This window comes from Ensifer sp. (assembly GCF_035999185.1).
Lineage (GTDB): Bacteria > Pseudomonadota > Alphaproteobacteria > Rhizobiales > Rhizobiaceae > Ensifer.
The window spans coordinates 1-19,297 of the sequence record NZ_DASYHB010000058.1 but is presented as its reverse complement, the minus strand read 5'-3'; the positions used below and the strand labels follow the sequence as shown (position 1 = coordinate 19,297).

General features: G+C 61.7%; 19 protein-coding genes and 1 tRNA gene. 7 read left to right on the top strand and 13 right to left on the bottom strand.

The annotated features are described in order from the left end of the window. From tdh to VGO04_RS06050, 7 genes are all read right to left on the bottom strand, one after another. Positions 1-666, bottom strand: a 666-nt coding sequence (gene tdh / locus VGO04_RS06080) for an L-threonine 3-dehydrogenase (RefSeq protein ID WP_327495068.1), incomplete at its 3' end; no start/stop codon positions are given. Between the two features lie 11 nt (positions 667-677). Beyond that, on the bottom strand, positions 678-1,865 hold the full coding sequence (locus VGO04_RS06075) for a glycine C-acetyltransferase (protein ID WP_327495067.1): 1,188 nt from the start codon (positions 1,863-1,865) through the stop codon (positions 678-680). Further along, positions 1,866-2,981, bottom strand: coding sequence for an NAD/NADP octopine/nopaline dehydrogenase family protein (locus VGO04_RS06070; RefSeq protein WP_327495066.1), 1,116 nt, complete (start codon positions 2,979-2,981; stop codon positions 1,866-1,868). It abuts the gene before it with no gap. A gap of 59 nt (positions 2,982-3,040) precedes the next feature. Beyond that, positions 3,041-4,126, bottom strand: coding sequence for an ABC transporter ATP-binding protein (locus VGO04_RS06065; RefSeq protein WP_327495065.1), 1,086 nt, complete (start codon positions 4,124-4,126; stop codon positions 3,041-3,043). Continuing rightward, complete coding sequence (locus tag VGO04_RS06060) at positions 4,126-4,920, bottom strand: ABC transporter permease (RefSeq protein WP_327495064.1); 795 nt, start codon at positions 4,918-4,920, stop codon at positions 4,126-4,128. Before VGO04_RS06060 ends, VGO04_RS06065 begins: the two co-directional genes overlap by 1 nt. Continuing rightward, the gene (locus tag VGO04_RS06055; RefSeq protein ID WP_327495063.1) at positions 4,920-5,906 is read right to left on the bottom strand and encodes an ABC transporter permease; all 987 of its coding nucleotides are present in this window, start codon (positions 5,904-5,906) and stop codon (positions 4,920-4,922) included. Before VGO04_RS06055 ends, VGO04_RS06060 begins: the two co-directional genes overlap by 1 nt. 113 nt (positions 5,907-6,019) lie before the next feature. Then, on the bottom strand, positions 6,020-7,126 hold the full coding sequence (locus tag VGO04_RS06050; RefSeq protein WP_327495062.1) for an extracellular solute-binding protein: 1,107 nt from the start codon (positions 7,124-7,126) through the stop codon (positions 6,020-6,022). Positions 7,127-7,416: 290 nt separating this feature from the next. On the opposite strand from VGO04_RS06050, the gene VGO04_RS06045 reads away from it, so the two are divergent. From VGO04_RS06045 to VGO04_RS06025, 5 genes are all read left to right on the top strand, one after another. After that, positions 7,417-8,331, top strand: coding sequence for a LysR substrate-binding domain-containing protein (locus VGO04_RS06045; protein WP_327495061.1), 915 nt, complete (start codon positions 7,417-7,419; stop codon positions 8,329-8,331). 271 nt (positions 8,332-8,602) lie between these two features. Next, a complete protein-coding gene (gene proV, locus VGO04_RS06040; RefSeq protein WP_327495060.1) occupies positions 8,603-9,835 on the top strand; it encodes a glycine betaine/L-proline ABC transporter ATP-binding protein ProV in 1,233 nt (410 codons plus the stop codon). A gap of 23 nt (positions 9,836-9,858) precedes the next feature. Further along, positions 9,859-10,743, top strand: coding sequence for a proline/glycine betaine ABC transporter permease (locus tag VGO04_RS06035; RefSeq protein ID WP_327495059.1), 885 nt, complete (start codon positions 9,859-9,861; stop codon positions 10,741-10,743). A 70-nt stretch (positions 10,744-10,813) separates the two neighbouring features. Next, the gene (locus VGO04_RS06030; RefSeq protein ID WP_327495058.1) at positions 10,814-11,689 is read left to right on the top strand and encodes a glycine betaine ABC transporter substrate-binding protein; all 876 of its coding nucleotides are present in this window, start codon (positions 10,814-10,816) and stop codon (positions 11,687-11,689) included. A gap of 75 nt (positions 11,690-11,764) precedes the next feature. After that, positions 11,765-12,034 (top strand): helix-turn-helix transcriptional regulator, encoded by a 270-nt coding sequence (locus VGO04_RS06025; protein ID WP_327495057.1) that lies wholly within the window; start codon positions 11,765-11,767, stop codon positions 12,032-12,034. 167 nt (positions 12,035-12,201) lie between these two features. Here the strand turns inward: VGO04_RS06025 and VGO04_RS06020 are convergent, their stop codons facing one another. After that, positions 12,202-13,545 (bottom strand): enoyl ACP reductase FabMG family protein, encoded by a 1,344-nt coding sequence (locus tag VGO04_RS06020; RefSeq protein WP_327495056.1) that lies wholly within the window; start codon positions 13,543-13,545, stop codon positions 12,202-12,204. A gap of 508 nt (positions 13,546-14,053) precedes the next feature. Between VGO04_RS06020 and VGO04_RS06015 the strand changes: the two genes are divergently transcribed. Next, entirely contained in the window at positions 14,054-14,278 is a 225-nt protein-coding gene (locus VGO04_RS06015; RefSeq protein WP_327495055.1) for a hypothetical protein, read from the top strand. A gap of 140 nt (positions 14,279-14,418) precedes the next feature. Beyond that, positions 14,419-14,724, top strand: coding sequence for a hypothetical protein (locus VGO04_RS06010; RefSeq protein ID WP_327495054.1), 306 nt, complete (start codon positions 14,419-14,421; stop codon positions 14,722-14,724). 116 nt (positions 14,725-14,840) lie between these two features. Here VGO04_RS06010 and VGO04_RS06005 read toward each other — a convergent pair whose 3' ends face one another. The 5 genes from VGO04_RS06005 to VGO04_RS05985 form a co-directional block, all read right to left on the bottom strand. Next, positions 14,841-15,857, bottom strand: a complete 1,017-nt coding sequence (locus tag VGO04_RS06005) for a hypothetical protein (protein ID WP_327495052.1) — start codon at positions 15,855-15,857, stop codon at positions 14,841-14,843. Continuing rightward, entirely contained in the window at positions 15,854-16,567 is a 714-nt protein-coding gene (locus VGO04_RS06000) for a hypothetical protein (protein WP_327495051.1), read from the bottom strand. Before VGO04_RS06000 ends, VGO04_RS06005 begins: the two co-directional genes overlap by 4 nt. A gap of 26 nt (positions 16,568-16,593) precedes the next feature. Beyond that, the gene (locus VGO04_RS05995; RefSeq protein WP_327495050.1) at positions 16,594-18,564 is read right to left on the bottom strand and encodes a S8 family serine peptidase; all 1,971 of its coding nucleotides are present in this window, start codon (positions 18,562-18,564) and stop codon (positions 16,594-16,596) included. Positions 18,565-18,608: 44 nt separating this feature from the next. Further along, positions 18,609-19,070 (bottom strand): hypothetical protein, encoded by a 462-nt coding sequence (locus VGO04_RS05990; RefSeq protein ID WP_327495049.1) that lies wholly within the window; start codon positions 19,068-19,070, stop codon positions 18,609-18,611. Between the two features lie 105 nt (positions 19,071-19,175). Next, positions 19,176-19,252 (bottom strand) — tRNA-Met (locus VGO04_RS05985). Positions 19,253-19,297 lie beyond the last annotated feature (45 nt).

Sequence of the window (19,297 nt, the reverse complement as noted above, 5' to 3'; positions counted from 1 at the left end):
CTCCTTCGACGCATCGACGACATGGTCGATGCCGACGCTCTTGGCGAGCGCCAGCCGCGTCGGGTTGATGTCGGTGATGACCACCTTGCGCGCACCCGAACGCTTGGCAACCATCGCCCCCATGATGCCGATCGGGCCGGCACCGGTGACAAGCACGTCCTCGCCGACGAGATCGAAGGAAAGGGCCGTGTGCACGGCATTGCCGAACGGATCGAAGATCGCCGCGACTTCATCGGGCACGTCCTCGGGGATCGGAACGACGTTATATTCCGGCAGGCAGACGAACTCGCCGAACGAGCCCGGCCGGTTGACGCCGACACCGAGCGTGTTGCGGCAGAGATGCCCGCGGCCGGCGCGGCAGTTGCGGCACTTGCCGCAGACGATATGCCCCTCGCCCGAGACCCGCTCGCCGACATGATATTTGGTGACGGCCGAGCCGACCTCGGCGATCTCGCCCATGAACTCGTGGCCGACCACCATCGGCACCGGAATGGTCTTTTGCGCCCATTGGTCCCAGTTCCAGATGTGCACGTCGGTGCCGCAGATCGCCGACTTCTTCACCTTGATCAGCACGTCGTTGGGGCCGATCTCCGGCACCGGCACGCGCTCCATCCAAAGCCCGACTTCCGCCTTAGACTTGACCAGCGCCTTCATCATGTTCGTCATCGATCTCTCCCTCAGATCACGCCAAGCTCGCGGCCGACCTCTTCGAAGGCGGCGATTGCCCGGCGCACGTCGCCTTCGCTGTGGGCCGCCGACATCTGCGTGCGGATACGCGCCTGCCCCTTCGGCACCACCGGGAAGGAAAAGCCGATGACGTAGACGCCCTTCTTCAGCATGCGCGCCGCCATCTCCTGGGCGAGTGCTGCATCGCCGAGCATCACCGGAATGATCGGGTGCCCCTCGCCGGCAAGCGTGAAGCCGAGCTTCGACATCTCCGTGCGAAACAGATTGGCATTGGCATAGAGCCGCTCGCGCAGGGCGTCGCCGTTGTCGATCAGGTCGAAGACTTTCAGCGAGGCAGCGGCAATCACCGGCGCCAGCGTGTTGGAGAACAGATAGGGCCGCGAGCGCTGCCGCAGCCACTCGACGACCTCGGCCTTGCCGGAGGTGTAGCCGCCCGACGCGCCGCCGAGCGCCTTGCCGAGCGTGCCGGTGATGATGTCGATGCGTCCCTCGACGCCGCAATGCTCGGCCGAGCCGCGACCATTCCTGCCGACAAAGCCGACCGCATGGCTGTCGTCGACCATGACCATCGCGCCATACTTGTCGGCAAGGTCGCAGACCCCTTTAAGATTGGCGATGATGCCGTCCATCGAGAACACGCCGTCGGTGGCGATCAGCTTGAAGCGGCTGCCTTCCGCCTTCTTCAGCTCCTCTTCCAGTGCTGCCATGTCGTTGTTGGCATAGCGGAAGCGCTTGGCCTTCGACAGCCGCACGCCGTCGATGATCGAGGCATGGTTCAAGGCGTCGGAGACGATCGCATCCTCTTCACCGAGCAGCGTCTCGAACAGGCCGCCATTGGCGTCGAAGCAGGAGGAATAGAGGATGGTGTCTTCCAGCCCGAGAAACGACGAAATGCGTGCCTCGAGCTGCTTATGCTCCTCCTGCGTGCCGCAGATGAAGCGCACCGACGCCATGCCGTAGCCGTAACGGTCGAGCGCCTGCTTGCCGGCCTCGGCCAGCTCCGCGTTGTCGGCCAGGCCGAGATAGTTGTTGGCGCAGAAGTTGAGCACCCGCTCGCCCGAGGCGACCGCAATCTCGCCCGCCTGCTTCGAGGTGATGACACGCTCCGACTTGTAGAGACCTGATGACTTCAGGCCCTCAAGTTCTAGACGGAGATGGGACAGGAAGCGCTCGTTCATTCAGGCGCGTCCTCCCACGCGTTGCGCCGCCTCAGTCGCTGCAGCCGTGAACCCCTTCCGGCACAAGGCGTCGAGACCTTCGAGATCCAGGCGCTCGAGGCCCAGTTCCGGCAGGAGGTTGTTCTCACCTTCGAAGTCCCGCCCGTACATGGCCGAGAAGATGCGAATCCCGGCTTCGTGCAGGGCAGCGGGGCATCCCGCCAGACGCGCGAGCTTGGCGGTCACGACCAACCCGAACGGCACATCTTCCGTTACATAACGGCTGTCTGCCGTGGCGGGACCGGTACCATTGTGCCCAGACTGGTGCATCTCCTGGTTCATCTGCGAAATGGTGCTGACGGGCACATGGAACGACAGATGGAAATGCTGAAAAATGTCGCGCACTTTCAGGTCCAGCTTCTCGGCGACGGCCAGGCGTTCGCGATCGAGCGTTTCCAGAAGACGGCCGATGTTGGGAGTGACGTTCTGGGCCTGCACCCAGTGCTCTCCCTGCTCCATGCGTGACATGTTGCCGAGCGCGATCCCGAGGTGGTTTTGCGGATTGAGGTTCGAGAGCGCAATTGCCAGCAGGCTGCCGCGGTCAACGAAATGCTCGCCGAACAGCGCCGTAGAAACCGCGTGTCCGCGGGCGCTCTCCGACGTCGGAACCGTCGCGAGATCAACCTGCTTGCGGACCGTATTGACCTGGACCACCGCCGGCCCGAGCTTTCTGCCGCTGACGATTGTCGTGCCCCAGGCGACGATCGGCACGGTTATGCCGCGCGCGGCCAGAAGCGATGAAAGATAGAGCGCTCCGAAGGAGGTGTGCGAGCTGAAGATCACCACCTGCCCGGCGCTGACATGGGGCGCGATGGCGTCCAGCACGAACCTGTGGCCATAGGCCGGCAGCGCGATGACGATTGCATCCGCATCGCGAACCAGATCCTCTGCGCTCTCGGCGACGGCCGGATTGAACGCACCTTCGATGGCTCCTTCGGCTGTCAGGCTCTCTCCCTCGGCGAGCGCCAGGGTCCCTGTCCCGGATGGCGACCAGAGCGCTGCCTTGTGTCCGAGTTTTTCAAGAAGTGCGGCTGTGCCGAAGGCGATAGAGCCCGCACCCGCGATACCTACACGCATGTCATTTTCCATTTCACTTGATAATCGGAAACGGGCAGCGCCCGTCGTTGGCAGTGCGGCTATGACGCCGCGTTACGGGAAGGAATGAGCGTGGTGGCTTCTGGCGACCAGCCGATCCAGACATCGTCGTGGTTGAGACCTTCCACTTCGCTCGGGTGAACAAGGGCGTTCAGCAGGTGCCCTTCGCCGATTTCGACCTTGAGCGATGTGTGGTTGCCCTTGAAAACGCGTTGGCGGATGCGCCCCTGGACCCGGTTTGCCATGCTGGGCTCGCGCGCCGAGCATTGGATCGCTTCCGGCCGCAACACGACGTAGATCGCATCGCCTGCCCTGGGGGAAAGTGCACCGTCCGCTGCCTTGATGGTCACGCCGTTCCACCGGACGGCGGCTTCGCCCGCCTCGGTGCCCACGACATCGGAGCGCAGCAGATTGGTCTCTCCGAGGAAGGTTGCCACGAAGGCAGAGTTCGGCCGGTTGTACAGCGTGACGGGGTCGCCCATCTGCTCGATCCGGCCATTGTTCATGACCACGATCGTGTCCGACATGGTGAGTGCCTCTTCCTGATCGTGGGTGACGAACATGAAGGTCTTGCCGGTTTGCTCCTGGATCGCCTTGAGCTCGATCTGCATCGTCTGGCGAAGCTTCGCGTCGAGCGCCGACAGCGGCTCGTCGAGCAGCAGAACGTCGGGATCTGGCGCCAGGGCGCGCATCAGGGCGACGCGCTGGCGCTGCCCGCCCGACAGTTCGGATGGAAGGCGGCCGGCGAACTCCTGCAGTTGCACAAGTTCGAGGAGTTCTGAGACGCGCCTCTGGATCTGTTTCTGGTCGGCGCCCTTCAGCTCCAGGCCGAAGGCGATGTTCTTCGCAACCGTCATGTGCGGGAACAGAGCATAGTCCTGAAACACGATGTTGACGTTGCGCCGGTTCGGTGGGATGGGCGTCACATCGCGGCCAGAGAGCAGGATGCGACCGCTCGTGGGCGTTTCGAACCCGCCGAGCATGCGCAGCGTCGTCGACTTGCCGCAGCCGGAAGGGCCGAGCAGCGTCACGAATTTTCCGCGCTCGATATTGAGATTGAGATTATCGACGGCGACGAAGTTGCCGAAGCTCTTCGTGACATTTTCGAACTGAACAACCGGTTCCATCAGCGGATCCTCGAACGACGTGTGAGATATTCTGCGTAGAGGCCGACCATGGCGGTCACCACCAGGACGAGCGTCGCCATGACGTTGATCTCGGGCGACATGCCGGACTGGACGCGGGCGAAGATCAGCATCGGCAGCGTCGGCCGGTAGCCGCCGAGGAAGAAGGTGCGGACGAAGTCATCGCTCGACAGCAGGAGGCAGAAGATCATGCCGCCGAAGATGGCCGGTCCGAGGTACGGAAGGGTGACGCGGAAGAAGGTGACGATGCCGTCTGCGCCAAGGTCGCGGGCCGCATCGACCAGGTTTCCGGGCATGGAGCGCAGCCGGGTCAGCACCATGACCACCACGAAGGGTACCGCGTGAACGACGTGACCAAGAATGATGGCCACTGTCCCGGTCGGCAGGTCGATGGTGGTGATGAAGATGCGCAGCGAGATTGCCGAGATCATCCCGGGTACCACCGCCGGCAGACAGGCGACGGCGAAAGCCACGTATTGAGCGGTCCCGCGCAGCGATCCGATCAGCATCGCGATCCAGACCCCGATCACCGATGCGATGAGCGTCGTCGCTGCGGCGATCATGATCGTGTAGAGGCAGGCGTCCAGGAACTGCTTGTCCTTGATAACCTTGGCATACCAATCGATCGTCAGGTCCCCGAGCGGAAACGAGATGAAGCTCGCATCCTTGAAGCTGACCGCAACCATGAGCGACAGCGGCAGAAACAGATAAAGGACGAACAGCCAGTAGAAGGATTTGAGGGCCAGCTGCGGCCAATCGTGAAAGAAGGCTCGCATCAGAACGTCCTTTGTTTTGAGCCGCCAACGACCCGCATGAACAGACCGACGGTCACCAACGACGTGGCGAGCATGATCATCGCGAAGGCCGCTCCCGCCTGCCAACGGCTGCTGGCGCCATGGAAGAAGCTGCTGATCGTTTCGGAGAACATGCTGGTCGTCGGTCCACCCAACAGAATGGGGGCGGCAAACACGCCCATGCAGGTGAGGAAGACCAGCGAACATCCCGATACGATGCCGTCGCGCGAAAGCGGCAGGATGATGCGGCGGAAGCGCGTGAACGGCCCTGCCCCGAGATCCGCCGATGCGTCCAGCAGAGACTTCGGAATCTTCTCGATCGCCGAGTAAAGCGGCAGCAGCATGTAGAGGCAGACCATGTAGACCAGGCCGAAGCTGATCGAAAACGAGGTGTAGAGCATCTGGATCGGGCGCTCCGTCAGCCCGATTTCCCTGAGCAACACGTTGACGGCGCCACGGTTGGCCAGAAGCATGATGACCGAGAAGATGCGGATGATTTCGCCCGCCCAGAACGGTGCCAGCAACAGGAGGAGCGCACGCGACCGGCTGCCGGCGGACACCACCTTTGCCACGTAGTAGGCGACCGGATAGACCACGATCAGGGTAACCGCGGTTGCAACTGACGCGTAGATGAAGCTGCGCAGCAGCGGCATCCAGTAGAGCTTTTCACTGAAGAACAGCGCGTAGTTGTCGAGCGTGAAATTTGCCTCTACGCCCGGCTGCGGCGGATAGCTGGACAGAAGGCTGATGCGCAGCATTTCGTAGATCGGGCCGATGTGCATCATCAGCATCCAGACAACCGGCACGCCGGCCAAAAGCAGGATGCGCCCGTATCGCCATTCGGCGAGCGCGCCGAGCGTGTACCGGTAGAGTGGCGAGTGAATAACCCTCGCAACGCCGGTCGAATATTTCATTTGCGCGGCACGGACGGGAATTCCGCCACCTGCCGCATGTGTTCCCACGGCCATAGAACTATCCCAAACCTTGTCCGCCAAACCCCTGAGAGCTGGCGACGAGACATGCGTCTCCGTTCTGCCCCCGTCGCCGTGACGGGGGCAGGTGGCAGTCGCTCTGCGGTTGCTTAGGCCGCCTTCAGTTCGGCAACGGCGCGGTCAATGATTTCGTTTTTCAGCGAACGGTTGAGCGAGCTGAAGAAGGTGACGCGCTCGAGTTCGTCCTGCGGCAGCGTCGACGCCAGCCGCTCCTTGTCGTTGAGCAGCTTGTCGACGCCCGAGATCGTCGAGCTGAAGCCGGAGGCGCGCGTCATCGTGGCGCCGACCTCAGGATTGGCGAGGATCGCGTCGAACAGCTTGTAGGCGTTCTCGGCATTGGGCGCGTTGTTGACGATGTTGAGCGTGTAGCAGAAGCCGTAGGTGCCTTCCTTCGGCACGGACAATTTGACCGGTACGCCATCCATGATCAGCTTGGCGGCCGGACCCGACCACGCCTGCGCCAGATGGATATCCTCGTTGATGAACATCTGCTGCACTTCGCTGGCCGCATCGTAGTATTTGCGCACCATGTGCTTGTGCTTGATCAGGTAGTCACGCGCCTCGCTGGCGGCCTTCTGCGCCTCTTCGACCTTGTCGGTATAGGTGACGAAGTCGCCGTCATGACCGAGATACTTCATCGTGATCGACATGAAATCGCCCGCCATGTAAGCGGTCAGGCCCTCATACTTCTCGTCGAACATGACGCCCCAGCTATCGACCTCGCTCACGTAATCGGTGTTGCGGACAAGACCTTCGTAGCCGGCAAGGATCGGCAGTCCCCACAGATCGCCTTCGAAGCGCGCCCAGGCGGCGTCCTGATAGGCAGGATTGAGGTTCGACCAGTTGCGCAGCTTTGCTGTGTCCAAAGCCTGGACCAGCTTCGAGCCGATGAACTGACCATAGCGATGACCCGCGACCGTCACGATATCGGTCGTCGGATTGGCGCCTTCCGCGGTCAGCAGATTGTACTGCTTGCCCTGGTCGTCCGTCAGCCGGATGCGCACCTCGATGCCGCTATCCTTCTGGAATTGCTCGATGAAGTCCTGCGGCAGGAACTTGTCATAGGTGGTGATGTTGAGAACCGACCCCTCAGCGCGCGCCGACCGGATCAGGTACGGCGCTGCAAGAAGAGTTGCGCCGCCGGCCCCCAGCAGCTTGAGCGCGTTTCTGCGATTGATCTTCTGTCCGATAACCATTGTTCCCCTCGCGCCTCCCAGCGTGACTTGATAGGCGCCGGTCCGTTTTTTGAACCGGTCGCCAATCGCGCATCCGGATCGATGCGGTTGTAGCCTGCGCAAAGACTGGCTCAGCAAACTTGGGTCGTCTAATTGTATTTGAGCCTGCATCCATTCCAAAAGGTTATAGGATGCCGCTGAGGCCATTGAGCAAACGAGCGTTGTATTGCAAGGATCGCAGGCGGTCGGATTGTCAACATCCGCAGGTAGAGCTAGCTTGGCGGCAGTTCGGCACTGTGAGAAGTTATGGGATGAAGCGCGCGCCCAACCTGCGACAAATCGAGGCTTTAAAGGCCGTGATTGAATGTGGAACCGTCAGTCGTGCCGCGGAAGTGCTGCATATCTCGCAGCCCGCGGTGAGCAAGCTCCTGGCGCATCTGGAAGAGGACACGGAACTTGCCCTCTTTGACCGCGTCAAGGGCCGACTGATCCCTTCAGAGCACGGGATGCGGCTCTACAAGGAGATCGATCGCGTGTTTGCCGGCATCAAGCAGATCGAGCGGGCCGTCGACCTCATCCGGCGCGAAGAGCTTGGACAAATATCGGTCGGCGTCATGCCGGCGCTGTCCGGTCTCTTCATCAGTCACACCAACAAACGCTTTCTCGCCAAGTACGGCGATGCCTACATTTCCGTGGTGATCCGCAGCTCGCAGTTCATCGTTGAATGGCTGCTCTCCAAGCAGGTCGACATCGGCCTGATCAATCGCAACACCGACAACCCCTATATCGAATGCGTTCCCTTGCGCGGCGGAGACCTTGTCTGCATTGCACCGCAGGGCCATCGCTTTGCCGCAAAGCACCAAATCGGTCCCGCCGACATCGACGGCGAGCCCTATATCGCCTTTGCCGCAGACAACCGCATCCGCCAGAAGATCGAAAGCACGCTCGACGGCTACGGCATCCGTTTGAACTACATCATGGACGCAACGCTCGCGCCGGCGGTGTGTGAAATGGTCGCCAATGGATTGGGGATTGCCATTGTCGATCCGGTTTTTGCCTATGGCCAGCGTCACCAGCTTACGATCAGGCCCTTCGCGCCCACGGTTGCGTCCGATCTCAGTCTCTGCTGGCTTCGCGATACGAAAAACCGCCACCTTGTCGACGCCTATGTCGAGGCGACGCGCGCCACGGTGGAGAATATGCGGCTGACAATGGACCTGCCCTGAAAATGCGCTCGCCGAGACGCAAGAACTGACGTCGCGGATCACTGCGAAAAGCATTCCACGTTTCCTCGCACATTCGGTCACTTATTAGTTTTTTATTCTTACAAACTGGACATTGTGGCACGAACGTGCCAGAAGACACTCATGCTGCGACATGATGTCGTGTTTGCGTCACGCCGTTTGGCTTTTGCGCAATTCCATCTCGCTGATCGTTTCATCAGCCCTTAAGCAAACAAAGGAGAGTGTCCGACTTCCGGAGCCGGGCCCAAGACATATGGCATTTGCAACTGAGAGCGACCCGGCGGCAATCGAGCGACCGGTCAAGATCAGTATCAAGAACGTTTTCAAGGTTTTCGGCGAGCGACCGGATACGGCGCTTGAGCTTCTCAACGCCGGCAAGACCAAGGCGGAAATTCACGCCGAGACGGGCTGCACCATCGGCGTCAACAACGCCAGTTTCGACATCTGCGCCGGCGAAATCTTCGTCATCATGGGGCTCTCGGGTTCCGGCAAGTCGACCATGCTGCGCCTTCTCAACCGGCTGATCGAGCCCAGTTCCGGTTCGATCGAGATCGACGGCAAAGACGTGGCGCGTCTGCCACGCAAAGAGCTGATTGAATTGCGCCGCCGCGACATCAGCATGGTCTTCCAGTCCTTCGCGCTTCTGCCCAATCGGTCCGTCATCGACAATGCCGCCTTCGGGCTGGAGGTCGCCGGCGTCGGTGAAGCCGAGCGCAAGGCGCGCGCCAGAACGGCCTTGCACGCCGTCGGTCTCGATGGCTACGACGACAGCCGCCCGGACCAGCTGTCCGGCGGCATGAAGCAGCGCGTCGGCCTTGCGCGGGCGTTGGCAGCAGAACCATCCGTCCTGCTCATGGACGAAGCCTTTTCCGCGCTCGACCCGCTCATCCGCACGGAAATGCAGGACGAACTCGTTCGCCTTCAGGCCGAGCACAGCCGGACCATCGTTTTCGTCAGCCACGATCTCGATGAGGCGATGCGGATCGGCGACCGCATCTGCATCATGCAGAACGGCGAGGTGGTTCAAGTCGGCACGCCTGACGAAATCGTGCTCAAGCCCGCCAACGACTACGTGCGGTCGTTCTTCCGCAACGTCGACGTTTCGCAGGTCTTCCGCGCCGGCGACGTGGCGCGCAGGACGCAGGTGACGATCATCGAGCGCCAGGGCGTCTCGGCGGCCGCAGCGCTTGAGCGCATGGAGCACTACGACCGCGACGTCGCCATCATCCTCGGCCGCGACAAGACATATCACGGCATGGTCAGCCGCACCTCGCTGATCGCCACCACCCGCGACGGCGGGGCTGATCCCTATCGGCGAGCCTTCTTGCCGAACATCGAGCCGATCGCGGCATCGGAAAGCCTGTCCAACGTGCTCGGTCAGGTCGCCGCAAGTGCCTTTCCCGTGCCCGTCATCGACGAGGCCAACCGCTACCTCGGCTCCATCAGCAAATCCGCGCTGCTCGAAACGCTCGACCGCACCGCCTGATCCAGCCCGTCCGGAGACTATTCATGACTTTCGATATCGGTGACGGCGTCGACAGCGCCGTCAACTACATCCTCGACAATTTCGCCCCGCTGCTTGATCTCATCGCCGCCGCGATCGGCGCGGTGACCAACACTATCCAGGACGTGTTGCTCGCCACGCCTTTGCCCGTGGGCCTTGCGCTTTTCGTCCTCATTTCACTGTGGCGCGTCGGCTTTGGCTTTGCGGTCTTTACCGGTCTGTCGCTACTGCTGGTCGATCACATGGGCCTCTGGTCCGCCATGATGGAAACGCTGTCGCTGGTCATCGCATCGACGCTTGTCGCCATGTTGATCGGCCTGCCGCTCGGCATCGCCACGGCGCGCAGCGATCGGGCAGCAACGGCCGTGCGGCCCGTGCTCGACCTCATGCAGACGATGCCCGCCTTCGTCTACCTGATCCCGGCGGCCATGTTCTTCGGCCTAGGCGCCGTGCCCGGCACGATCGCGACGGTGATCTTCTCGATGCCGCCGGTCGTGCGTCTCACCAACCTCGGCATCCGTCAGGTGCATGTGGAATTCATCGAGGCCGGCAACGCCTTCGGCTGCACCGCCTGGCAGTTGCTCCTGAAGGTGCAACTGCCGAACGCGATGCCGTCGATCATGGCCGGCATCAACCAGACGATCATGCTCTCGCTTTCGATGGTCGTGATCGCCTCGATGATCGGTGCGGGTGGCATTGGCAATACGGTCCTGACGGGGATCCAGCGCCTCGATGTCGGAACCGGCTTCGAAGGCGGCCTCGCCGTCGTCATTCTTGCTGTCGTTCTCGACCGGATCACCCAGAGTTTCGGCAAGGAGCGGGCGAACCCCTGGCGCATCCTTTTCCGCCGACAGGCGCAACGGCCTTTGGCCTCGCCCGCCACCGCCTGACAACCCGGCGGACCACTCGAAACGGCGGCCATCCGCGCCGCCGACTGCGAACCTTCAAAAAGGAGCACCCATGTTCAAGAGCCTCATGACAATGAGCCTTGCGGCCAGCATCGCTACCGGCGCGTTCGGCACGGCCGCGGCGGAAGACAAGGAGCCGGTCAAGATCGGTTGGGCCGCCTGGTCCGACGCAGAGTTCGTTACCAAGCTTGCCGCTAAGCTCATCAAGGACGAGCTTGGCCAGGACGTCGAACTGGTCCAGACGGACGTAGCCCCACTCTACCAGGGTGTGGCCCGCGGCGACCTCGATGCGATGATGATGGCATGGCTGCCCGAAACCCATGCCGACTACTTCGCCAGGGTGAAGGACAAGGTGACCACGCTCGGGACCGTTTACGATGGCGCCAAGCTTGGTTGGGTGGTCCCAAAATACATCCCTGAGGACGCCATCGCTTCAATCGACGACCTCAAGAAGGACGACGTGAAGGACAAGCTCAAGGGCCGAATCGAGGGTATCGATCCAGGTGCCGGCCTCACAAGGCTGTCCGAGAAGGCGGTCAAGGACTACGAACTTGACGGCTACAAGCTGCAGATCTCCAGCGAGGCCGGCATGCTGACCACGGTCGACCGGGCGATGCGCAAGAAGGACTGGTTTGTCGCCACCTCCTGGAGCCCGCACTGGATGTTCGGCAAACACGAGCTTCGCTACATCGCCGACCCGAAGAACTCGCTCGGCAAGGCCGAACATGTGGACGTGCTAGCGCGCAAGGATTTCGAGAAGGACCATCCCGAGGTTGCTGGCTTCCTGTCACGCATGAAGCTGCCGATCGGCGATCTCGAGGCGGCGATGTTCGGCGCCCAGCAGACGTCCTACGAAAAGGCCGTCGACACCTACATCGCTGACCATCCCGACCAGATCAAAGCCTGGCTCGCCAAGGACGACGGCTGAGGCCGATCGCTAGCGCCCAATCAACGCCCGCGGCCCGTCTGCGGGCGAACTTTCCAGAACATAAGGATCATCGACATGCTGAACGACATGCTTGCGCCACACGCCATGGCTGACGGCGCCGACGACACGATCGGCGGACGCATCTCGCTTGCCCGCGACACCATTGGCCTTTCGGTCGAGCAGATCGCCGCAATCGCCGGCGTGACTGAGGAGACGTGGACGAACTGGGAAAACGACCGCGCCGAGCCGCGTTCCAACCGCCTCGACATGATGGCCGGCATTTTGCAGGTCAGCATTGCCTGGCTGCTCGACGGGCAGGGTAAAGGCCCCGCCGAAGCAAGATAGAGATTTCGCGACGAACGGCCCCGCTTGCGCGCAACACGGCACGCGCTGTTCGCGTTCCACGCTGGGGTCTTCCGCCCATCGGGCTTCCGTCAGGTCGAAGGCGACCGGCCTGATCAGCTGCGTCGCCTTAAGCTCGCTCACCAATGGCCGTCGCTAGACGTGTCGTCTCAGGCCGCTTCGCGCGTGTTGCGCGAAACGCCCTTTGTCTGGACCAACGTGCGCGCGACGATGTCGTGGTTGAGCCACAGGACGGGCCCCGACGGCTCGGAGCTTTCCCGGAAGATGAGCTGCCCGACCGCCTCGACAACCAGCCGGCTCAAGAGGTCGGAGATCAGCGCCTTGCCGTCCTTGTGCATCGACGTGATTTCGTTCGACGTTCCGATCGTCAGGTCGGACTGCCCCTGGTTGTTGGGCATCGGCCAGGACGAAAAGTCGTAGAAGGGCTGCATCACGTCGCTAACCTGAAGATCGGAGATCTTCTGGAGGACATCCTCGACCGTGAACTCGTCCGCCAGAAGCTTCTGGCAGGCCTGCCATTGTTGCTCAACCCATTCACCGCCGCCCTCTTTCTTGAGTGCGAGCAGGAGCGGAATAAGGGGTAGTTCGATGCCTGCGAAGACGTCGGACGAATTGGTGCGAATTTCCGGGCAGTTGTAGACCGTCGCCTTGATACCCGCGTCCCAGGCTTCCTGCGCAACGCGCTCGAGGCGCATCTTGGCGTAGCCTTGCGTGTAGTTCGTATAGGTCTGCCACCGGTACTCGTCGGCGACGAGAATGCCCGTTCCATGGTATCCGAAGGCCGAGTAACGAACCTGGCCACCAGAGGCCTCGATGCGGGCCCGGATGCCGGCGCTGAGATCGATCAGATGCCGGAAAGTGTTTGCAGAGACTTCGTCGAAGTTCTGGAGGATGAGCTTGCCCAAGTCGCTGTCGAGCAGCGTTTGCGACGACATGTGTCGCGCGCCACGGCCTTTATAGACGCGATTGGCGATAACCAAGAACACCTTGGCTTTCGGGATTCCCCCGGCCATCGTGTGCGCAAAGTAGACATTCTTGCCATCCGCGATCATGCCATCAAGAACGCGCATGACCTGCGACAGCGAATTCCTGAACCGCTCGACGCCGACATTCCGGCATTTTTCGATATGGGCCCAATCGAGCTTTTCGTCTTCCCAGGTCTCCAGCGTCATCTTCGCAAGAAGATCGGTTGGCGTGGGCTCGCCCGCCGGCGCATCGAGATCGAAACCGGCCATCAGCGGCACGTTGATGATCTTGCCACCGAGCCGGGCTTCGGCCGCCGCCAGTTCCTCATCGTTGAGTGGCCGAAGCGCGTTGCCTTCGTCTCGCCTGCCAACGGTCACACCGACAATCTCCATGCCCGCGCTCTTGGCCTGGTCGACAAGATGCGTGGCGTATCCCCGATCGAAGAGCTCACCAAACAGAACGAAGACATCGCCCTTACGGAAGATGTCTTCACGTGGGAAATTCGTCATCGGGATCGGGTTCTTCATGTTGCCGGTTCTCTCAAAGCTGGGTCGCGGGGCAACCATACAAACTACGAGAAAAACCTCTGCACTGATCCGCGAGCAATAGGAAGTGACATTCAGTATCGTTTGAAATCAAACCGTGAGCGAAAAATCTCACCGCCTCAGGTTTTCGGCCTGAAAGCGAACCGCAATTGTGGCCCTTTTGATCGGCGTTCAAGCCTCTGTGTTTGGCGAAACCGTTGTCAATGACGCTTCGGGCGCGCTTGCACCGGGTAGCTTTGAAGCTGCGCCAGACCATCGTTGATGTCATAGCCTGGGCGGCCGGCCGCGTAATGCGGACGCCAGACGCGAAGTCACGAATGCCGTCGTTGGCCCCAGCCCGATAGGTACGGTTTTCGAGGCGAAGGGCATCCTTTTTGACTGCGGCCGCTACCCCCGAAGAGCTATCGAAACAGGCGAGAGCCCGCACGATGTAGGTCCTAGCCACTTCGAACCCCCTCGTTCTCACCATGGATCTGTCGAAGCTCGTCAAATGACCTCAAACGAACTGGACCATCGCAGAAGATACGCTGTCCGTTATCCGGACGGACTGACGTCCGAAGAAGGTATTGCCCTGCTTGAGAAGGCGTGCGCCGATGTCGCTCCCGATCTTACATTGAGCCCGATGGACGACGGGGCAACGATCGAGGGCGAGCCATGGCTCATCCTGTCGGTCTGCCTGGCCTTGCCACTCTTCGACATGGACGAGATACGCTAGCCTCCTTCCTTCACACTTCGCACGGTTTCGCCGCGTTGTGGGCAACAGGTCGATCGATAGGCTGGGTTGAAAAGTTTGAGTTGACCGCTCCTGATGGCGAGGCGACACTTGCAACCAGCAAGCAGGCGGGAGAAAAAATGATGGCCGAGCCAGACTCCTGGCGTCACATGGCAAGCGCACCGAAAAACGGAAGTCGGATTCTCGTGACGATCCGTCCGTCCGAGCAGGGGGCGGCGGAAGTTGATCTTGCCTATTGGTCGAATGGCGATCAGTTCGGTGCGGCAGGCTGGCGCGCCTCCGACTCGTCGCCCGGCCGCATCATCGAATACGCCGAGCCGGAACTGAGGTGCTGGATGCCGATGCCCTCGGCCAACCTTGCCCGCACATCGATGCCCTCGCCATGGGAAGGCGACGACGAGCAACAGCTCGACGGGTCAGGGATTTGAGACTCGGCCTCCGCTCGAAACAGGCACTTGTCGCGCAATCGCAACGCCTCTGACACGACGGCGCCGCTCGTCTTGTCTGACGCGCAAAAGTTGCTGCTATCTCGGATTGTTTTGCGCTACGCGGAGGGCTGCGATACCGCTGGCAACCGATCCATTCCATTCGGCGCGAGACCAGCTTTTGTTCGGGTTAGCGCTCCTCCCGCCGCAAGCCAGTCGATAAGGGCAGCCGCGATAGGCGCGCCGGTGCGCGATTGGTAGTAGCTGTAGGCAGGGCAAGGATTCGCCTCGAAACAGATGGCATCGCCTTCGGGCGTCAGCCGGAGATCGATACCCGTAAAAGGGAGGTCAAGCGCTGCAGAGAGCGCGACGCAGGCCTTTTGAAGCCCGGGCTCCAGATCGATGGAGGTGAGCTTCGCGTCGCTTCCCGACTGTCGCGCGGAATAGCGATAATCCGTGGCCTCACTCTCGATCCGCGTGGCGAAGACACGGGCACCGACAACGTGGACCCGGACATCCGTGCCGCGTACCTTGCGTTGAAACTGCGTCGGACACCACCGAATGTGCGAAAGTCGTGCTCGATCGGCCGCCCGAAAAGTCTGGACGATGGAGCGCGTACCGCTGACCGACTTGTAAACGACGTCATCCCCCTCGGCGGCTAACCGATCGACGAAGTCAAGCACGGCGTCGGGATCGTTGGTCACGAGCGTTTCGGGAATATCGAAACCGCAGCGGTGGATGATGCCGGCCTGATAGGTCTTCGACATGTTCGACAACATCGCACGCGGGCGGCTCGCGATACGGACCGGCGCCGAGTTGAGCCAATCGTGCAGCAGCGAATGAAACCGGGCTGTCCGCAGCCTTTCGGGCGCGTTCGAAGGCAGGTCGACGACATCGGGCAAGTACCGTTCGTCCATCAGCCGCACATAGACGCCATCGATCGCCTGCAGGTCGATCACACCCGCCGCCGTCGATAGCGTGCCCTGCCAGCCGGCAGCAGCATCCAGCCTGAGCTTAAGCCCAGCAGAAAGATGGTCGCGCTGATCGAAGACGACGTGAGCGGCACCACTCTCCTCGGCCGCCGCTATGGCAAGGGCGACGGGCGGCTCGTCAGGTATGCCGGCGATCAAGATCATGCCAGCAATACCTCGGCCATGGCCCGGACTAGCGCGTGGCCACCAAGCGAATAGTGCGGGACGGCGGAGGCCGCAACGTAGGTGAGCTTTCCCCGCTGCCTGGCGGTCTCCACTTGCAGCAGGCGCGTGCCCCAAAGGTGAGCGAACTGCAGCAACGAATCGCGGTCGCGGGCAGGCAGTATCGGGCCGATGACCCTGCCATCAAGCACGAAATGGACCATTTCCGCGGTTGCCCGAGCGGGCTCGAGCGGGGTATCCGCATCGACGCTCGCAGAGGCGCAGTCAAGGCCCGCAAGTGCGGCGAGATGCAGGGCGGCAACGTCACTGTGCCATGCCCCGGCAAGCGACTCGGGCGCTGGCGGATTGAGCATCGGACAGGCAAGCGAACCCAGCCAACCGAGGAGGAAAGCGTGGAGTTCTGCCTCCGCATAGGCGCGATCGGCGGCGGCGAATTCCAAATGGGCCGTCGGAAGTGCCGTCATCCGATTGACAAGGCCGACGATTTCGCCCGCAAGGAGCACATCGCCATCGGCGAACTCGAAGCGGAAATCGCCGCTGGGCGAAGGCAAGCGATGCGTGATCGAGCGCGCGCAGACGAGGCGGGTGGGCGTCAGCACCTGCACCGGCATGTCCGCCAGCGAGACGAGTGCGCCGCGCAGCCAAAGCGCGGCGCGGTCGTCAGGGTTTGCGAGGATCAGCAAGCGCGACAAGGTTGCCCCTCTTCTCCGGACCGAGTTTAAAAGCCCTCGGTATCCTTCTGGTCCTTCAGCCGCTTGGCCTGCTCGTCGCCGCTCGCCAGACCGCTGGCATCACCGCCGAGCGCGGATGCCGAGAGATCGGGTCTGAGGTCTGCGCCAATGAAATGAATGAGTTCCTGGACGGCGCCTTCGAGCGCTGCGATACGGCCCTGGAGCTCCCCTTCTTCGCCAGCAACAGCGGTCGGCTGCGATATCCGTTCCCGGAAACCGCCCCACCCCTCAAAGATGTCCTTGTCTTTGTCCTTTTCCTTTCCTTCCTTGAATTCTTTGAATTCCTTCCCCTCCTTGAACTCCTTCCGCTCCTTACGGGCGTCCTTGAATTCCTTGATGGATTCCTTTGTTTCCTTGCGTTCCTTGACGAACTCCTTGCCCTCCTTGCGGGCGTCCTTCAATTCCTTGGCGCTTTCCTTGAACTCCTTGGCCTCCTTGACAACTTCCTTGCTCCGTTCCTTGCCCTTGCCGAAGGCACAGATAGAGAGCTGGCGCAAATTGGGTCGAGATCCGATGCGCTGGGAGGCGGGGCGGCCCGGCTCATCCTGTTGGGCGGACCCGGTGGTGCGCAGGCAGTTGCGGAATTCGGCAGGCGTAAGCGGGGCGCGGCCCCTTGCCCGCGCCATCCCTTGGAGGGATGCAGCCACCCCGACGATGATCGGAGATGCGCTCGACGTGCCGGAAAACATATCCGTGTACCAGATATCCTCGTTGGTACCGCCTTGAAGATCCCCGTAGCCCGCCGTCGTCACTTCGCGCCCCCAGCCCTGCGTATCGACGAGGGCCCCGAAATTCGAGAAGTCGAGACGCGACCGATCTGCCCCGTGGTTGCGGCCATGCGTGCCGGGCGGTGGCGCACCGGCGCCGACGACGATCGCGCCTGAGTCGCGGTTCGACCGGCGGAAGGGATTGGTCCAACCAGCCGGGAACCCTGTCCCTGGGGTCTGGTAGATCGCGTCATCAAGGTTTTCCGCGCCGTTGCCGCCAGCTTCCACAACGATGATGCCGCGGTTGACCGCATTGCGGATCGCTGCGAAGTCGTCGGGCCACCACTCTATGGCGATGTAGCCGCGTTGATCGTTGCGACCGGCAAAGCCAAACCGCGGCCCCGGCCGGTGAAGCTCGAGCAGGATGACGTCGCCGGCACCCAGCCGCGCGGCGGCGGCATTGATTGCTCCGGCCGAACCGACGCCGCCGAAGATGGAGATGGCGCTGACAATCGCGTCAGAAGCGATGCCGGCGATACCGAAGGCGTTGACGTCGCCGCTAAATTCGCCAAGCACGGCCGTGCCGTGATTGCGCCAGCCGATGTCAGTGGACATCGTCCCGCCCACGACGCCACCCTGGTTGCCCGTCAGGTCCTCGTGCGTGAAACGCCAGGCACCCTCGATATCGATAATGCGAATGCCGCTGCCGAGACCGCCCGCCTGCGTCCAGGCCCAGCGCGCCTCCACGCCTCCCGGCGCGGCTTCGAGGTATCCTTGTCGGGACGTGAAGTCGGGTGTGGTGGGCGGCGCCTCCTCGCCCGAAGGCGCCATGTCATTCAAAAGTGCGGCGGGTTCGGCGCCTGGTTTGACATAGGCACCAGCGACGAGATCATGCTTCGCGAGATCGGACGTCAGCGCCTCCATCTTCTCTGGCGCCGCGTCAACCAAATAGAAATTTACAAGGTCGGCGGGCTCTGCGGAAGCAGCGACACCGGCGGACTCATAGCTAAAATTCGCGATACGCTCTTCGGTCGCACCAAAGAGCGGACGCATCGTGGCATTGTTGTCTGCGAGGATGCTCCTGAGGGTGTCGGTCGGCGCTCCGGAGAGTGCCTCGAAGCGGCCGGCCGAAGCTCGCATGCTCGCTTCCGGCTGCATGACGACGACAAGTTCGGGCGGCGACGGTGGCGGCGTCGGCTTGTCGCCGTTGGCATTTGCTTTGCGAATGCTGGGTTTGGACGGCTGTGCCATTGTTCATCTCCTCTTACGACGGAGGAGCGCCGGCTGCCGCTCCCCTATGGCAACTCGTCAGATGGCTTGATGTAAGACGCTTCCACTCCCTCAAGCGGCGCGAGCCGATCCCTGAGATCCTCAATTCTATCGGGCTTCACGCCGTCTACGCGGAAATACAGTCGAGCTTCGCCGGCGCTCAGCGCCGGGGCAACAAGTCGAGCATCAAAATCGTGTAAAATCCCAGCGATTACTTTCGGCTGGCTTCCACCGGAAGTTACCACCGCGTCTGCTGTCTCACTATTCAATTTTATTATCAGATCAGCCATGCTGTATTCCTCCTGCTGATCGTGAAGCGTTACGCCGTTGGCCTCTGTTTTGAACTTCGCGAAGCGCGATTTATACACCATTCCGGTGCCGACGATGCATGAATTGGCAGGCCAACGCCCTTTCATCGCGGGCGATATCAGGCTCGCCGAGCCTGTGCGATCGAAACTCGGGCCGTAAGAGGCGAGATTGACGACCAAATCGGCGCCGAAATCCCCAAGTATTGGATCTCAGCACGTCCATTTCGGCGCGTTAAAACGCCAAAAGCCCCCTTGCATTTCTGCTTGGGGGCTTTTGGGTAGATTTGGTTGCGGGGGCAGGATTTGAACCTGCGGCCTTCAGGTTATGAGCCTGACGAGCTACCGGGCTGCTCCACCCCGCGCCATCGCGGTAAACCGCTTTGCGGTTTATCCGCTTATCCGGGTTT

Coding starts and splice junctions, on each gene's coding strand:
- VGO04_RS06010 (WP_327495054.1), top strand. CDS start 14,419: ATGGCCGAGCCAGACTCCTGGCGTCACATGGCAAGCGCACCGAAAAAC.
- VGO04_RS06060 (WP_327495064.1), bottom strand. CDS start 4,920: ATGCGAGCCTTCTTTCACGATTGGCCGCAGCTGGCCCTCAAATCCTTC.
- VGO04_RS06045 (WP_327495061.1), top strand. CDS start 7,417: ATGAAGCGCGCGCCCAACCTGCGACAAATCGAGGCTTTAAAGGCCGTG.
- VGO04_RS06025 (WP_327495057.1), top strand. CDS start 11,765: ATGCTGAACGACATGCTTGCGCCACACGCCATGGCTGACGGCGCCGAC.
- VGO04_RS06035 (WP_327495059.1), top strand. CDS start 9,859: ATGACTTTCGATATCGGTGACGGCGTCGACAGCGCCGTCAACTACATC.
- VGO04_RS06070 (WP_327495066.1), bottom strand. CDS start 2,981: ATGCGTGTAGGTATCGCGGGTGCGGGCTCTATCGCCTTCGGCACAGCC.
- VGO04_RS05995 (WP_327495050.1), bottom strand. CDS start 18,564: ATGGCACAGCCGTCCAAACCCAGCATTCGCAAAGCAAATGCCAACGGC.
- proV (WP_327495060.1), top strand. CDS start 8,603: ATGGCATTTGCAACTGAGAGCGACCCGGCGGCAATCGAGCGACCGGTC.
- VGO04_RS06075 (WP_327495067.1), bottom strand. CDS start 1,865: ATGAACGAGCGCTTCCTGTCCCATCTCCGTCTAGAACTTGAGGGCCTG.
- VGO04_RS06050 (WP_327495062.1), bottom strand. CDS start 7,126: ATGGTTATCGGACAGAAGATCAATCGCAGAAACGCGCTCAAGCTGCTG.
- VGO04_RS06015 (WP_327495055.1), top strand. CDS start 14,054: ATGACCTCAAACGAACTGGACCATCGCAGAAGATACGCTGTCCGTTAT.
- VGO04_RS06030 (WP_327495058.1), top strand. CDS start 10,814: ATGTTCAAGAGCCTCATGACAATGAGCCTTGCGGCCAGCATCGCTACC.
- VGO04_RS06020 (WP_327495056.1), bottom strand. CDS start 13,545: ATGAAGAACCCGATCCCGATGACGAATTTCCCACGTGAAGACATCTTC.
- VGO04_RS06055 (WP_327495063.1), bottom strand. CDS start 5,906: ATGGCCGTGGGAACACATGCGGCAGGTGGCGGAATTCCCGTCCGTGCC.
- VGO04_RS06005 (WP_327495052.1), bottom strand. CDS start 15,857: ATGATCTTGATCGCCGGCATACCTGACGAGCCGCCCGTCGCCCTTGCC.
- VGO04_RS06065 (WP_327495065.1), bottom strand. CDS start 4,126: ATGGAACCGGTTGTTCAGTTCGAAAATGTCACGAAGAGCTTCGGCAAC.